General features: G+C 50.3%; 15 protein-coding genes and 2 pseudogenes. 5 read left to right on the top strand and 12 right to left on the bottom strand.

From position 1 onward, the window contains the following. Positions 1-87 precede the first annotated feature (87 nt). Positions 88-1,065, bottom strand: a complete 978-nt coding sequence (locus KTJ90_RS20160; RefSeq protein ID WP_375150362.1) for an MBL fold metallo-hydrolase — start codon at positions 1,063-1,065, stop codon at positions 88-90. 81 nt (positions 1,066-1,146) lie between these two features. On the opposite strand from KTJ90_RS20160, the gene KTJ90_RS20155 reads away from it, so the two are divergent. Both KTJ90_RS20155 and KTJ90_RS20150 read left to right on the top strand, forming a co-directional pair. Beyond that, a complete protein-coding gene (locus KTJ90_RS20155) occupies positions 1,147-2,073 on the top strand; it encodes a LysR family transcriptional regulator (RefSeq protein ID WP_187513106.1) in 927 nt (308 codons plus the stop codon). A gap of 107 nt (positions 2,074-2,180) precedes the next feature. After that, a pseudogene (locus tag KTJ90_RS20150) lies at positions 2,181-2,598 on the top strand (GNAT family N-acetyltransferase). 171 nt (positions 2,599-2,769) lie between these two features. Here the strand turns inward: KTJ90_RS20150 and KTJ90_RS20145 are convergent. The 10 genes and pseudogenes from KTJ90_RS20145 to KTJ90_RS20100 all read right to left on the bottom strand — a co-directional run bounded on the left by KTJ90_RS20145 (position 2,770) and on the right by KTJ90_RS20100 (position 10,464). Beyond that, positions 2,770-4,194, bottom strand: a complete 1,425-nt coding sequence (locus KTJ90_RS20145) for an alpha,alpha-trehalose-phosphate synthase (UDP-forming) (protein WP_499027018.1) — start codon at positions 4,192-4,194, stop codon at positions 2,770-2,772. 115 nt (positions 4,195-4,309) lie between these two features. Continuing rightward, a complete protein-coding gene (locus KTJ90_RS20140) occupies positions 4,310-4,858 on the bottom strand; it encodes a GNAT family N-acetyltransferase (protein WP_499027016.1) in 549 nt (182 codons plus the stop codon). A 302-nt stretch (positions 4,859-5,160) separates the two neighbouring features. Next, positions 5,161-5,673, bottom strand: coding sequence for a GNAT family N-acetyltransferase (locus KTJ90_RS20135; RefSeq protein ID WP_499027014.1), 513 nt, complete (start codon positions 5,671-5,673; stop codon positions 5,161-5,163). Positions 5,674-5,713: 40 nt separating this feature from the next. Next, the gene (locus KTJ90_RS20130; RefSeq protein WP_337028606.1) at positions 5,714-6,391 is read right to left on the bottom strand and encodes an anti-sigma factor; all 678 of its coding nucleotides are present in this window, start codon (positions 6,389-6,391) and stop codon (positions 5,714-5,716) included. Then, positions 6,388-6,936, bottom strand: coding sequence for a sigma-70 family RNA polymerase sigma factor (locus tag KTJ90_RS20125; protein WP_499027012.1), 549 nt, complete (start codon positions 6,934-6,936; stop codon positions 6,388-6,390). Before KTJ90_RS20125 ends, KTJ90_RS20130 begins: the two co-directional genes overlap by 4 nt. 61 nt (positions 6,937-6,997) lie before the next feature. Further along, positions 6,998-7,558, bottom strand: a complete 561-nt coding sequence (locus KTJ90_RS20120; RefSeq protein WP_003854991.1) for a fasciclin domain-containing protein — start codon at positions 7,556-7,558, stop codon at positions 6,998-7,000. Positions 7,559-7,751: 193 nt separating this feature from the next. Next, a pseudogene (locus tag KTJ90_RS20115) lies at positions 7,752-8,115 on the bottom strand (methyl-accepting chemotaxis protein); the annotation flags it as partial. Positions 8,116-8,465: 350 nt separating this feature from the next. Next, the gene (locus tag KTJ90_RS20110) at positions 8,466-8,993 is read right to left on the bottom strand and encodes a rhodanese family protein (protein ID WP_499027010.1); all 528 of its coding nucleotides are present in this window, start codon (positions 8,991-8,993) and stop codon (positions 8,466-8,468) included. Next, the gene (locus tag KTJ90_RS20105; RefSeq protein ID WP_003854984.1) at positions 8,990-9,307 is read right to left on the bottom strand and encodes an ArsR/SmtB family transcription factor; all 318 of its coding nucleotides are present in this window, start codon (positions 9,305-9,307) and stop codon (positions 8,990-8,992) included. Before KTJ90_RS20105 ends, KTJ90_RS20110 begins: the two co-directional genes overlap by 4 nt. 185 nt (positions 9,308-9,492) lie before the next feature. Beyond that, entirely contained in the window at positions 9,493-10,464 is a 972-nt protein-coding gene (locus KTJ90_RS20100; protein WP_140915506.1) for a D-2-hydroxyacid dehydrogenase family protein, read from the bottom strand. Between the two features lie 609 nt (positions 10,465-11,073). On the opposite strand from KTJ90_RS20100, the gene KTJ90_RS20095 reads away from it, so the two are divergent. Next, complete coding sequence (locus KTJ90_RS20095; RefSeq protein ID WP_008924601.1) at positions 11,074-12,246, top strand: EAL domain-containing protein; 1,173 nt, start codon at positions 11,074-11,076, stop codon at positions 12,244-12,246. A gap of 260 nt (positions 12,247-12,506) precedes the next feature. Beyond that, a complete protein-coding gene (locus KTJ90_RS20090; RefSeq protein WP_499027008.1) occupies positions 12,507-13,022 on the top strand; it encodes a GrpB family protein in 516 nt (171 codons plus the stop codon). 39 nt (positions 13,023-13,061) lie between these two features. Here the strand turns inward: KTJ90_RS20090 and KTJ90_RS20085 are convergent, their stop codons facing one another. Continuing rightward, positions 13,062-13,583: a GNAT family N-acetyltransferase gene (locus tag KTJ90_RS20085; RefSeq protein WP_110411988.1), complete on the bottom strand. Its 522-nt coding sequence runs from the start codon at positions 13,581-13,583 to the stop codon at positions 13,062-13,064. Between the two features lie 576 nt (positions 13,584-14,159). Here KTJ90_RS20085 and KTJ90_RS20080 point away from each other — a divergent pair. After that, positions 14,160-14,408 (top strand): hypothetical protein, encoded by a 249-nt coding sequence (locus KTJ90_RS20080; RefSeq protein ID WP_003854978.1) that lies wholly within the window; start codon positions 14,160-14,162, stop codon positions 14,406-14,408. The last annotated feature ends 161 nt before the right edge of the window (positions 14,409-14,569 follow it).

Below are 14,569 nucleotides of genomic sequence, written 5' to 3'. Positions count from 1 at the left end.
GGACGCCCGATAAATATCCAATCTGCTTTGCTTTGAGCTTGTGACCGGTAAATCTGTCTGAACGCGTTTTGCCAAACCCATTATGTGTTAATTGTTGGCCTCGTCAGAAACTGACTGCCCGAGCTGGGTGGTGTAATTAGCGGGCACCCAGCGATAAGCATTACCCTCGTGCTGAACATGACCCAGACCCGGGAAAGCGATATGCGCCGCAGCCACCCAGTAGCCCTGATCGGCAGCCTGTTTCAGTACCCTTTCACGTGTATTAATAGCCTGTTTCTGATCGACATCAAAATGGATGGCCACTTCGGGGTCTGGCATTTGCACCGCTTTGGCATGGATGATGTCTCCCCATAACACCAGCGTCTGCCCCTGGCTTTCCACGCGATAAAGTACGCTGCCCGGCGTATGGCCAGCGGTCGACTCAGCACGGATTCCTCCCGGTAATGTAGCGGGTGCCATAAATGTTTTAAGCAGGCCAGCATTCATGACCGGGCGAAGCGTTCGTTCAGAATCCGCAAAGGTGTGAGCCTGACTGGCTTCCACTTTGCTGGCGTTGGCCGGATTAAGCCAGAAATCGACATCCCGTTTATCCACATACACTTCAGCTTCAGGAAAAGCCGGCTTGCCTGCACGCGAGACACCGCCTGAATGATCGGCATGAACATGAGTCAGAAGCACAGCATCGATCGATTCAGCCGGATAGCCAGCAGCGGCCAGGTTGGTCAGCAGATGTCCGCCATCGTGGCCAAAAAGCTCACCGGCGCCAGTATCGACTAAGATGCGCTTTTTGCCATCATCGATAACAAACGCGTTAATCGACGTTTCAGCCTGCGGCGTCATCGCCTCTCTGGCCATTCCCTTGCTGAGTGTATCCGGTGAAATGTTTGTCAGTAGTCTATTAAGGGGAATGGTCACCGTGCCGTCGGAAACGGCGGTAATGCGCAATTTACCTAACATCATCCGGTAATAACCCGGAGCCTGTTGATCCCGTGCAGACGGCTGTTCGGCTGCATAGGCCGGACTGAATGCCATAAGTGACGCCACCAGCATCAGTAAAATTTTCATCAATTATTCTCCAGAATGTTTCATCACAACGTGGTGGGCAGTATCCTCAGACAATCCATATCACTCAAATTGATTAAACTGATGCTCACTATCAGAGAAAATGATTTTCATCGTATCGACCTGAATTTACTGACGGTGCTGTTAGTTCTGAAGCGGGAAGGCAGCGTCTCTCGTGCAGCAGAAAAGCTGCATCTGGGCCAGCCTGCGGTCAGTAATGCACTGGCCCGGTTGCGGGTGATGTTCAGCGATCCGCTCTTTGTGCGTACAGCAACAGGAATGGAGCCTACCCCGCGAGCCGAGGCGCTGATCGCTGAGCTGGGGCCTCTGATGGCGCAGATGCAGAATGTCCTTTTTCAGCCAGCATCCTTCACGCCTTCTGAGGCGACGCATGTTTTTCGGCTGGGGATGAGCGACTGGGTTGAGCGCTCAATCATGCCGGCACTGTATGCGCGCATCACGCGCACCGCGCCGGGCGTGACGCTTCAGGTCACGGCCAGCGATCCCTTCAGGGATGTGGAACTGGTCGCACGTGGCGAGATCGATCTTGCCATATCGGTGGGCGATAACACGCCCGCCACGCTGCAGCGCGAGAAGATCGTTTCACAAAGCTTTTGTACGTTGTGGCATCCGGAGCAGCTTTCGTTATCTGCGCCGCTGACGCTGGAGGATTACGTGGCGCATGATCATCTGCTGGTTTCCTATCGTGGATCAACCTGGAGCGCCATTGATGACCAGCTTGCGACCCTGGGAAAGGCACGTTCGATTCGCTACGTGACGCCGCATTTTTCCTCTCTGCCGCCGCTACTGGTGCGCATGCCCGCGTTAGCTACCGTCCCCGCCGGGCTAGCGGATGACTGGATAACCCATTACGGTTTATGCTCCAGCCCTGTACCGGTGGCGACTCCCGAAATCGCTCTTTCGCTGCTCTGGCATAAACGCTGTGATAACGATATGCCGCTGAGCTGGCTCAGGGAGGAACTGCGTAGTGTGATGACAGAGCGAATCTGAGTAGCTGCTCTTATGGGATGCTAAAACCTGCTTTGCAGTTCAACCGCCCTGAACAACGTCGAAAACCAGACTTTGCAGAAAATGGATGCTGAGAAGAGGATAAAAATTTGTCTGACTACCAGCTTGCTGGAACTGTTCGGTCTGTAGAGAATTTTTGCCGCTTACGTATTATCTCAGGACTGACGCCACGTCCCGCCGAAGCTGCCCGCCAGGGACGTCCTGACAGCTGTTATGGTGTTCATATCCTTTATAGGGAAACCGTCATCGGAATGGGACGTATCGTAGGCGACGCCGCGCTGAATATGGATATTGTCGATGTCGCTGTAGATCCACGCATCAGGGAAAAGGTCTGGGCCGCATGATAATGGAAACGCTGACAAAGTGGCTCGATCAAAATGCCTGTGATGTGCTTATGTCACATTGATGGCAGATGTTCCGGCGCTGTACGAAAAATTTGGTTTTACGCGCGTCAGCCCTGTAAGTGAAGGTATGGCAAGGATCTGGAAAAATACCAAAACGTCATGAAATAGTGATGCTCCCGTTTAATGCAGACCGTAACATCACATCATTAAGCACTGATCCAAATAAAACATTGATGAGCAGGTAGATAAAACGTTATCTGCTCTGCTCTCTATCAGCGTGAACCCGTTAACTTCCACACCTTCACTTTATAAAGCACCGTTTACGTTCTGAATCTCAGTATCTCGCCCGGCTACTGCTTAATCGCGGAAAAAATGCCGGTGGCGGCAGAGCCTGAGGCGCCGCCGGCTCAGCGTTCAGCATGCTTAAGAACGCCCCGGCCCAGTGATGATTGTTGTGCATATGCAGGCCTTTCATCAGACGTGCATGCAGACTTCGCCGTTCGTGTAACGGCATCTGCAGGGCGCGATGCACCGCACTGGCCATTGCGTCAGGATCATAAGGATTGACGATGATGGCTCCCTCCATCTGCTCGGCTGCACCGGCAAACTGCGAGAGGATAAGCACGCCAGGATTTTTCGGGTCCTGCAGGGCGACATACATTTTCGCCATCAGACTCATACCCGCCATTAATGGCGTTACCAGCGCAACGCGTGAGGCTCGATAGATACCAGCCTGCTCTTCCCGGCTATAAGCATGGGTGAGATAGTTCACCGGATACCAGTTCATTGTGCCATGTACGCCATTCAGCTCGCCGCACAGTGCTTCCAGCGCATGACCGAGTTCAGACGCATCATGCGCGTGTCCGGCTGCCGGAGGTGCCAGCTGCAATAGCGTAATATTTTTCTGATAGCAATCATGTCTTCTTAACAGTACCTCCAGGGTACTGATGCGGTAAGGCAGCCCCGAACTCTCATCAAGATGGCCGCCGCTAAGCACGGTATTTTCTGGCAGACTTTCGCGGCACTGCATTTCCATGTAAGCACAGCTGTTGCTCTCGCGCAGACATTGCACATCATCAAGATCAATCCCGACCGGAAATACACCCACTCTTATTATCCGGCCATTAATCCGAAAACGTTGTGCCTCCAGTCGATCCAGTCTGAATTCGCTCTCCAGCCAGACCAGGAAGTTATTCATATCCTGTACCGTCTGGAAGCCAATCAGGTCACAACACAGTAATGAGTCAGTGAACCAGCGCCATTCGGGAATCGTTTCAAACATCCTGCCAGCCGGGAAAGGCTGATGCAGAAAAATACCCACTGAGTTGGTCAGCCCTTCTTCACGAATATAGGAAGCACAGCCAAGCAGATGATAATCCTGAATCCAGATAACATCGTCGGGTGTGGCATTTTCGCAAATGGCGCGCGCATAGGCTTTATTAATATTTTTATATTCCTGATAGCCATTGGTGGAAAATCGGGCCATGTCAGGGCGCTGGTGAAAAACAGGCCAGAGTCCTTTGTGAATATAGTTGTGGTAACCCTCATTCAGCTCGCCCGGCGTATAGGAGAAGGTCACGGTTTCATACTGGCCAGCCTGCTGCACTAAGTAGGGTCTTGACGCGTCGCTGGGTATCACTTTGCTCTCACCATCCCAGCTAATCCACAGCCCGCCCTGACGGGAAAGTATGCCTTCATAAACGGCAGTAAGCGTCGAACGTTGACATTGATTATGAGAAACAAGGATAAGGCCTGACATGGTGTGTTCCTTAAGAACCCGCTGCGAAAAGGCAACATTGCCTGGTAGTGAGCCGCTATTAATCGGAGGTCGGATAATAAACTGGAGAAAACCGCTCATTTGCGTGCACCCGGGCTTAATGCCTGCTGACGCATTTGGCGCAAATCGGGTCGTATCCCCCTTTCTGCAGCGTTGTCACGTAGACACCGGGCAGTGAGGGAAAAGAGATAAATCCGTTACGCTCGAAGAAATCCGGTACAGGCTCACCCATTGCAATGATGCTCCGGCAGCCCCTGGCGCCAGGATGAGACAGACAGCAGTGCAGCAGCCATGAGCCGAGCCCGATAAAACGATATTCCGGCGAGATGAACAGGTTCCGGATTACCCAGGTCTCCGCCATATCGGTCACGACGCGGGCAAAACCGATTTGTCGGCCATTGCGGTAAAGTCCAAAACAGAGGCTATTGTTCAGCGCCAGAATCAGAGAGCGGGTGTCCGTTATCGATTCACCCAGCCACTGAGAGATCAGGCGATAGTTCAGCAGTGCCGGATCGGTACTGGCCTCGATGGCATCTCTGAACCATTTGCGGGGCGAAACAAGGCGAAGGCGCTGTTGCTCAGCAAGTTCAGCGACAGCAGCATCGCTGCACCCCGGTATGGACCAGGGTTTGTTAATGCATTTCATCCACGGCTTCCTTGAACATAGGCGCATCAGCGCCCGGTGCCGTTAATTAAACCGATCGGCCTGTAAAAAAGGCGTAAAAAGAGGCAGATGAAACGTAAAAACGCTGCAAAACATCCGCCGCCCTGGCATCGCCGGACGGGGAAGGTGCAATAAGTCAGCGAGTTGAATACAGAGAATGTACGCAGTGATAAGTCAAGAAGAGTGGCCTGCCCGGGTCCACTCGCTCCCAAAGCGGGTTTACAAAACGCGTGGCAGAGCCATATTTACTGCAGAAATGTAGAAATTAAAAAATCTCTTTTAAATCAAAACCGAGCCATCATTGTCTGGAATGATACGCCGTTGAAAAACTTAACCTCTCCCACTCTCTTAAATCCCAGTTTTTCATAGAAGGGAACGGCGAAGAGTGATGACCGTACACTGATTTCTGATCGCAGCATGGGCGCTACCTGCTGCCAGAGTGCCCTTGCCACCCCTTGACGGTGAAACTTTGGATGCACAAAAAAGTATTTCACTAGATTGCCTTCGAAAAGGGTGAGTACGCCTGTTACCTCACCTCTTTCCACGGCAATCAGCCAGAGATAGTCATCTGCAACGATCAACGGTTTAAGCACATCGGGTTTTATGCTCTCGATAAACCAGTGCTGACAGGGCTCTACCTCTGAAAAGTTACACTTAATCGACACACTGTGTATCAGCTCACTGATGCTTACCGCATCTGACTCAATGGCCGCTCTGATTTCCATTCTTTTGTCCTTCCCCTGATGTTGTGAATGTAAAGAAATGGCGGTTTGCCATTCGGATTGCCACCCACTCACCCTATCTCCTGAATTCCGGCTGAACCTGCGCCATTGACTATCAGAGCAACGTCACTTTGCCCTGGAAAATCACCGGCCCGGATGGCCCGCTGAGTTTAGAACCCCCCACAGGCTCCAGACTCACCGCCAGCACCGTCTGATTGTTTAACTCGCCTGGTGCTAATCGGAAAGCGTTACTGTCGGTGTGATTGATCAGTCCCAACGATTGCGGCGCAGCACTGCCCCTGATCAGCCAGAGTTGCAGGGCTTTATTCTCTGGCAGCGTGATGTTTAGCGCCGAGACCTGAATGCGTGACGCTGACTTATCCAGACTCACCACAAACTGTGCGTTGGGCTGCGCGCCACTGAGTACCGCAATGGGCTGCAGGGAATGCGGGGTATCCGGCTTAATCACCTGGGTGTAAAGGAGGAGGCCCGCCATTGCCGCCGCCAGACTCCAGCCGAGCCAGAAGCCAGGTTGCCTGCGGACTGATATCGTGCCAGAGGCGTCAGCGTTCCGGTTAAGGTCCTGCCTGATCAGCGGCCAGACCGTAGCGGGAGGAATAACGTCGTGGGTGAGCAAATCGATGCCGCTAAACGCTTTCTGCCAGCGCAGCACTTCTGCAGCAAAGAGTGAATCGTCATTGAGACGTTTATCAAGCCGATGGCGTGTCACATCGTCGGTAAGACCCAGCACATATTCCGCCGCAGTGAGATCATTGTGTTCCTGAGCAGTCATAGGCCTATGCACTCCCGAAGATGGATTAACGCGCGACGGATCCAGCTTTTAACCGTACCCTCAGGCTGACTCATGGAGAGCGCAATCTCACTCTGCGACAGGCCACGATAATAAGCGAGCGAAATACTTTGTCGCTGTTCTGAAGGTAAGTGCGCCATACAATGTTGAAGACGACGCGCCTCTGCAGGACTGTCATCCGCGGGAAGTAACGCCTGAAAACCCGCTTCCGCTTCGCTGATTTCTTCCAGTGAACAGCATCGGTTCTCATGTTTTCGCAGGAAATCAATCGCCCGATTTCTGGCTATGTGGCTAAGCCAGATGTGCGGCTCACTGCGCGCATCATCGTAATAGTTTGCCGACTGCCAGATGTGGATAAACGTGTCGTGCAGGATCTCTTCTGCCCAGTCCCGGCGCCTGACCATCCGCAGGATGATCCCATAAAGTTGGGGCGACAGGACGCGGTAAAGCTGCTCAAGAGCAGCTTTATCACCGCCGGCTATCTGGTTCATTAAGTCGGCCTGAATGTGGGGCACATTTTTTGTCATCGGCTTCCCTGTAAAAGGTGTGGCCACGCAATCAGTGGCCACACACAGTATAGGTAACGCTTTATGGCATCAGTACAGTATCGATAACGTCGATGACACCGTTACTCTGGTTCACATCATAGGTGGTGATATTAGCAATATTGCCCTGAGCATCTTTAAGCTGAATGTTATGTGGGCCGTTGGACATCACCCAGAGTGATTCGCCATTAACTGTTTTCAGCTCGGCTTTACCGCCACCAGCTTTGATTTTTTTCTCCAGCGCTTTCATGTCCATTTTTCCTGCGACCACGTGATAGGTCAGCACGCTGGTCAGTTTTTGTTTATTTTCGGGCTTCAGCAGGGAGTCGACGGTACCCTTCGGCAATTTTTCAAACGCCGCATTAGTGGGTGCAAATACGGTAAAAGGCCCCTTGCCTTCAAGCGTCGGAACCAGCCCGGCGGCTTTGACGGCGGCCACCAGCGTGGTGTGATCTTTGGAGTTAATTGCGTTCTCAACAATATTTTTTGACGGGTACATGGCCGCTCCACCGACCATCACCGTGTCGCTGTCCATACTCGCCGCGAAAGTGGCGCCGCTGAAGACTAATGCAGATAAAAGCAGAGTTGGCAGGAATGGCTTCATTTTCACTTCCCTCATTCAGTTTGCGGACAGGGCCGAAGTGCCCTTATCTGTTAATACGAATGAGGGAGGGAAACGGATGCAAAAAATTTTACTTTTTTTGAGCTGCCTGTTCAGGCCCTGCTGCCGGGGCCTGAACAGATGTCACTCACTGTTTGTCATAAGTCCATTCGGACCTGAGTAGTTACCTGTCTGCTCAGATGCGGAAGGCGTTAACGGCTTCACGTAAAGAGTGCGCCTGAACTGAAAGAGACTGCGATGCAGAAGAGGATTCTTCCACCAGCGCCGCATTATTCTGCGTCACACCATCCATCTGGTTTACCGCAATGCTGACCTGAGAAATACCCTGCATCTGTTCAGCCGAGGCGAGCGAGATGTTATCCATTGCCACAGCCAGTTTTCCGACCATAGCGTTGATATCCAGAATACTCTTGCCGGTTCCGGTTGCAACGACAACACCACTTTCGACCTGCGCCACAGCCTCTTCAATCAGATGTTTAATATCCCGGGCAGCCGTCGCGCTGCGCCAGCGTCCTGACTTCACCGGCGACCACAGCAAACCAACAAAGCATTTATCTATGGTGAAAAAGGCTACATTGAAATACCCGACTACTGGAAAGCCAGACGGGCGACCGTGCATTATTCCAGCGGCGAAACAGAAGAGCTGCATTTTCCCTGCGATTTTGAGCTTGTTTATGAAGTTCAGCATATACATGCGTGCCTGGACAGTAACAGGCTGACCAGTCCGGTCATGCGTGCTGACATTACAATAGATACAGTCTCTATGCTGGAATCGATACATAAAGAGTGGTCTTAATGACATAAAATATCGCTGTGGTTTTATACGATGAAAACAGTACGCATCTGCCTCACATTGATGAAAGCTGAGAATTAAGATGCGTCCTGGAATCTATTTCGCCGTTCTGTTCCAGGGCATTTTTTGCAACAACGTTGCCATCCCGCAAAAACCCGTCACGCCAGAGAAAATTAAACCGGCACCTATCACTCCTGAGAGCAAAAATAATCGGCTATCGAGGGTATATCCAGACACCACACCCAGCAGAACCAGTGAACCCGCCGTAATATGAACCTGTCTTATGACAGGCAACGGTTGTTTTTTATCTTCGACTGTCGGGAACGTGGCACTTTTCCACGCATTAATGCCTCCGGACATCAGGAAGACGTTTTCAGAGGTTGCCGCTTTTATAAGTGCATCAGCGTTACTGGTGGTTCTCATCCCTGCCTGACAGTGAAAAATCACAGGACGGGAGCCTGCGTTATCGACGCATTTACCCGCGGTGATGTCGGAAAGTGGCAGTGAGACCGCCTCCGGAATGTGTTCTCTGAGATAATCTGCACGTTCACGGATATCAATCAGCACGGCTCCTTGCGCAATCATCTCATTGGCTTGCAACGGCGATATCGATTCAGACTTCATTTTAAATCCTCCGGGCAATAGATATCTTTTAGTGTGGAGACAACTTTTTTAACCGCATCGTCTTTTATGAAATAGTTCACCCGCTGAGCCACCTTTGAAGACTCAATCAGACCATCTTCTTTCATTTTCGCCAGGTGCTGAGAGGTGGCAGAAGGTGTCAGCCCACTTTGCTGGGCCAACTCCCCTGACGAGGTGCCGGGTTTTTCAATAAGGATGCAGAGGATTAAAAGGCGATTGCTGTTACTCATCGACTTCAGCAACGTTGTCGCCAGCGAAGCGCTTTCCTGCAACCGAACAAGCTGACTGTTTTTCATGTTTACTATTTTAGGGCTCTCTAAATTAAGTAAATACTAAAATACAAGCAGGCGGGATGCAATGACTAATTTTTGCCGATGACTGTTGAAGAGGCCTGACGGTAAGCACACAGCCTGCAACTGAATCGTCCGGCATCAGAAATGCACGGTCAGAAAAAGCCTTTACCGCCAGATCACGGGTAAATTTATCGTTCTGATACCCCAGCATTAATCACATGTGATCTATCACCACTAAAGTAACGTACGACATTATCAAAGGCCGTTTTGAAGTAGAGCGCATAGCTGGCCTTCTCGACATAGCCCAGATGTGGCGTGCACAGCACATTTGGCATCTGCAGGTAAGGATGTTGCGCGTCGTACAACGGTTCATCGTCGTAAACATCCAGTGCCGCAAATCCGGGGCGCCCCAGTTTCAGGGCGTTTAACAATGCGCCTTTCGAAACGAGTTCAGCACGGCTGGTATTCACAAATAACGCATCCGTTTTCATCAGTGCAAGATCGGCCGCCGTGATATTACCTTCCGTCGACGCGACCAACCTTTGATGTACGGTTACCACATCGCTGGTGGCGAAAAACTGCGCCCGACTCTCCGGCACTATCCATCCGTCAGTACGGGCTTCTTCCTGTGCGCGAAGACTTCCCCATACCTGCACTCTCATCCCAAAAACGGCTGCAAAGGAAGCGAGACGTTTTCCTATTTTCCCATAGCCAAGAATGCCGATGAGCTGATTATTGACTGCAGAGCCTATTTCTGTTTGCCATCGTCCTTCGGCCATTGCATTCACCGAAGAGACTAATTTTCTGCGTGATGCCATGATCAGCAGCCAGGTTAATTCTGCAGGCGCGACCGGGGAACCGGTCCCTTCTACAATTGCCACACCCGCCATTGTACAGGCCTCAACATCGACATTCCTCGCCAGCTTACCCGTCTGGCTGATTAATTTAAGACGCGGTGTGCGTCGCAGAAAGGCTGCATCAACCACTGTTCTTTCCCTGATGAGTATCAATGCCTCTGCTGCAGAGAGATGGTGATCAGCCATTGAATCTTTAGTGAGGTCTCCCAGAGCCGAGCAGAGGTATTTGTCGTTGTGCTGAAGAAAGTCACACTGCTGAGTAGCGAGCTGATAATCGTCTGGAATCACTATATGAATGGCCATCAATCATCCTCTTTGTGGAGTATTTTCGAAGAGCATTAACTTTAATCAAATAACGTTATGTCATACTAACGGCTTCCAGACTTTGTGCCATAGCGGATATTTAATTACATGATATGTGAGTTATTTCTGCAGGCAAGCAGATCCGTTTACCCTCATCGCGGGGCTTCCCGCATACCCTCTCAGGAACATTTCAGAACACTCGCTTTTCGAATCCGCGAGGGTTCAATGTTGTGTCCAGAGCTTATTGCATGTGGAGACGAGATTCCGTCAATGGAAGCGAAGTCATTACAGGATGTAAAGGAGGGATTGTGTCAACATCTTACAATCAGAAGGTAATGAAAAGTGAGGCCTAGCCGATAATGACAGGCATCTGGAACGTGAACTTACGTCGTCAGTTATAATTTGAAAATGATAACATCAGAATATCAACCCGTTAATAATGTTAAGCAGGATTGAACATACAACTCTTATTAAACATACATTGTTTGATGTGATCAGGCTGATAATTTAAAAGTTGAAATGGGATGCTCTCATTTTTGTTCAATTTTCATTGTTTAGAATGTATATAGTTTTTTAACCGGCTGAAAATTATGGATTTACAGGAATAAAATGAAACCTGTTGTGAAAAATGACGAGCCGCGTGAAGTTTTGCTACGGCGTATTAACAGCGGTGAGTTTCACCCGTTTTTTCAGCCTATCGTCTCACTGGAAGACCTGCGCGTGATGGGTTTTGAAATGCTCGCACGCCACATTTCCCCGCAAGGAACCGTTACGCCACCAGCAGACTTCATTCCTGCTATGGAACAAAACGGTCTGCTGGACGAGCTGATGCTCAGCCTGATAGCGCAAGGTTTCAAAACGGCAGCTGCATGGCCGGAACAGCAATTTCTGTCGATGAATGTGTCACCCTCTCAGCTCAATGGCAGAGACCTGCCTGAAATGATCAGTCAAACTGCTAATCGATTTCAGTTTGATCTGACAAGATTAAAGATTGAGATAACCGAAACTGCCCTGTTAGATGACATCATAACAGCCCGTGCAGAGGTTGAGGCCTTGTCTGATATGGGCTGTACGATTGCGATGGATGACTTTGGGACAGGCTATTCCAGTCTTTCCTGGTTAATTCAATTACCCGTCAATACTCTTAAAATTGATAGCAGCTTTATTCGCTCCATGCTGGAAAAAAAGGATAGCCGAAAAATTATCTCCAGCGTAGTTGGGCTAGGCCAAAGCCTTGATATGGATGTGATCGCCGAAGGGGTTGAAACGGATGAACAGGCTGAAATGTTACGTGGAATTGGATGCCTGTATGCGCAGGGCTATCTGTTCGGCAAGCCGGTGACCGCGGCAGAAAGCCACCTGATGCTCGCCAGGGCGCCCGAAAAAGGTTTTCTTCGCCGGGTTGTGCGTCTTTCTCTTGACCAGCGGGCGCATCAGATATCATCAATGTACGCAGTTCCTGGTACCTCCATCTGCTTTCTTAACCCGGAGTTGATGATTGTTGATGCAAGCGACACCTTTGCTGAAAGGCTTGGCTGGGCCCCACAGGATGTTATTCACAAATACATTTATGAGGTGATACCCTCTCAGGCGGACAAGTTGCTCTGGCTGCAGGAATTCCGAATAAAAGGGCTACCCTACCCGCCATATGAAGTCGTACTGCCCGACGGTTCATCCGATCTTGTCATGGTTACGCGTGTTGAAGATGAAGCAAAGGACCTGTTAGGCTTCTGCGTTTTCGGTGTCAAACTAACGGGTCGTCACGGCAATGAAGCAAAATAGATTGCTGTCAGAATTACGAATCAGACAGCACTCATCACCTCATTTCACCCTACTGCACTGCAATACAGCATAAAGGGATGTCCCTGGCTGTATCCGCCTCTAATCTTGCCGTTGAACATTTTTTCCACCAGACACTGACTTCACGTTCAACAAAACTGTAGCCTTACGGTTCATTCCTGAACTGACGTTGTTCCTTCCCGCCAGTTTCAGGTAAGTACTTTAACCGCCAGAAAGAAATTTCAGGTCAAAGGAGGCCGGGATTGACGCGGACCATTTCAGTGGTGCCTTATGATGAAAAATGGCCGGAAGCATTCGAGGCTGAGCGTCTGGTGATACAGGCCTTATTAGGGGAAGTTGCAGTGAATATTCATCACATTGGCAGCACTTCTGTTTCGGGTCTGGCAGCAAAGCCCGTGATCGACATACTGCTGGAAGTCTCTGATATTAACCAGCTGGATGAGTGTACCTCTGCCATGAGCAGCATCGGGTACAGTGCCAGAGGTGAAAACGGCATTCCGGGACGCCGATATTTCACTAAAGGTGTCCATCTGCGTAGCCATCAGGTGCATGCATTTTCAAACGGGGATGAGCAAATACTTCGCCACCTGGCTTTTCGGGATTATCTCCGTAAAAACAGTGACATTGCTGAAGCCTATGCGGAGATTAAGTCCACTGCTGCATTGCTCTGCAACAATAATGCGCAACGATATAGCGCGCTCAAAGCCGGGTTTATTGAGCATCATCTGCAACTCGCGCTGATTAACCACACGCGTTAAGTCCAGTATTCAGTGGAGTGTCATCATGGCTGAATCTTTTCAGGGGCGGGTTAAATTCCAGTCATCCCGGCTCAGCGTAAAAAGCATGCTTGCAGCCGCATCTGGCACATCATAGACATCGCGAATATGCCGAAGTCCGGCGTTAATCAAAACCTTTTGTGACGCCAGATGGTTTGCTCTCACCACTGCAGAGATTTCCGTGAGTTTTAACTCACTAAACCCATATCTGACTGCATATCGGGCAAACTCTGTCGCCAGCCCTTTTCCCCAGGATTCCGGCGAGAACCGATACCCCAGATTATTGATCGTGATATCGGCGAAGTTTCGGATGCTCAGCCCTCCGAAGCCTATGATTCTGTCAGGATCATCCCGAAGCGAAATAGCCCAATTGCCGAAACCCTGTGTTTCCCAGTGGCTTATTGAGCGAGACAAGACATCCCGTGCATGTTCAATATTCGGGTAAGGACCGGCTGGATTAAACACGTTCGTCGCAGGGTCACCATAAATCCTGAAAAGGTCGCCTGCATCTGCTTCGCTGACTGGACGAAGGGCTAACCGCATGACGTCTGGCTGCAAAAGAACCTCCTGTGTTCGGTAAATAAACGGGCACAACTGATAATAAACACAGTAAAAGGTGCCGGTCACCCAGTCAATACGTCACCTGAACAACGTTGTGATAACGTGATAGCCGTTATTTCATTGTGCTTACGTCCCGGTAAGTCAAATTAACAGACGCCGCTACTGTTCACTATTAATCCTCTTTTTACCATCCGGACTTGTTTTAAGATCGCCGGCGATTAATGACTTAACTCAATCTAAAAAATATGACTAATCGGGCTGAAGATATCGTGATTTTTGTCGAAAACATAATGAGAAAATAAAAACATAAAGGGAGGAGTAAGAGAAGATATTGCTCCTGAATGTTCATCACGCTCTCTGGCAAGCCAGCCGGGCTTAACGCTCCTGCCTGTTTCCCAGAGCAATGCACTTTAAGTAGTCTGGCAGCACTGGAACAACGATGAACCGATATATTTCAGGAAGCAGAGACGTCCGGAACGTGACCTATAGCATGATGAAGAGCCCACAAAAACGTGACGTCCCGACGGCGTCTGTTTTCACTACTGCGGGAAATGAAAAATGAGCATCGTTTATATACCTGCCCTCATTCCCTTACTGATGAAAAAAGAGAATGAGAAAGGAAGCCCACTGACAGAGGATGAAGTCCGCCACGTCCGGGATAACGCCACGTTTATCGAAGTGCCGCGTGATGTTGCTTTCACGATGGCCGAATGCCGGGGCTATTTTGATATCAATCCTGAGCATTGCTGGTCACAATGGTGCTCCTATCGGCGTGAGAATCTGTTGCCTGCTGCTGGCAACGTGTAACTGCATCGCAGTTCGACATCTGCTTACCGCTTTTAGCAGTCGGTCTCCGGCCGCATAGCGTAATCGTTCAACAGAATGACGCATCCGTCCGAGGCGGACCTGGGCCACGACCGCCAGGCTTTCAGGTTGCTTTGGGTTTCACCCCCCTCGCAAAGGCTTTC

It is taken from the genome of Pantoea jilinensis (assembly GCF_019104105.1).
Classification (GTDB): domain Bacteria; phylum Pseudomonadota; class Gammaproteobacteria; order Enterobacterales; family Enterobacteriaceae; genus Pantoea; species Pantoea eucalypti.
Note: the sequence above shows the minus strand (reverse complement) of the source record. Positions and strands in the feature narration are given on the sequence as shown.

Excerpts from the sequence above, each read along its gene's own strand:
- KTJ90_RS20160 (WP_375150362.1), bottom strand. The coding sequence starts at position 1,065 with ATGAAAATTTTACTGATGCTGGTGGCGTCACTTATGGCATTCAGTCCG.
- KTJ90_RS20155 (WP_187513106.1), top strand. The coding sequence starts at position 1,147 with ATGCTCACTATCAGAGAAAATGATTTTCATCGTATCGACCTGAATTTA.
- KTJ90_RS20145 (WP_499027018.1), bottom strand. The coding sequence starts at position 4,194 with ATGTCAGGCCTTATCCTTGTTTCTCATAATCAATGTCAACGTTCGACG.
- KTJ90_RS20140 (WP_499027016.1), bottom strand. The coding sequence starts at position 4,858 with ATGAAATGCATTAACAAACCCTGGTCCATACCGGGGTGCAGCGATGCT.
- KTJ90_RS20130 (WP_337028606.1), bottom strand. The coding sequence starts at position 6,391 with ATGACTGCTCAGGAACACAATGATCTCACTGCGGCGGAATATGTGCTG.
- KTJ90_RS20125 (WP_499027012.1), bottom strand. The coding sequence starts at position 6,936 with ATGACAAAAAATGTGCCCCACATTCAGGCCGACTTAATGAACCAGATA.
- KTJ90_RS20120 (WP_003854991.1), bottom strand. The coding sequence starts at position 7,558 with ATGAAGCCATTCCTGCCAACTCTGCTTTTATCTGCATTAGTCTTCAGC.
- KTJ90_RS20110 (WP_499027010.1), bottom strand. The coding sequence starts at position 8,993 with ATGAAGTCTGAATCGATATCGCCGTTGCAAGCCAATGAGATGATTGCG.
- KTJ90_RS20105 (WP_003854984.1), bottom strand. The coding sequence starts at position 9,307 with ATGAAAAACAGTCAGCTTGTTCGGTTGCAGGAAAGCGCTTCGCTGGCG.
- KTJ90_RS20100 (WP_140915506.1), bottom strand. The coding sequence starts at position 10,464 with ATGGCCATTCATATAGTGATTCCAGACGATTATCAGCTCGCTACTCAG.
- KTJ90_RS20095 (WP_008924601.1), top strand. The coding sequence starts at position 11,074 with ATGAAACCTGTTGTGAAAAATGACGAGCCGCGTGAAGTTTTGCTACGG.
- KTJ90_RS20085 (WP_110411988.1), bottom strand. The coding sequence starts at position 13,583 with ATGCGGTTAGCCCTTCGTCCAGTCAGCGAAGCAGATGCAGGCGACCTT.
- KTJ90_RS20080 (WP_003854978.1), top strand. The coding sequence starts at position 14,160 with ATGAGCATCGTTTATATACCTGCCCTCATTCCCTTACTGATGAAAAAA.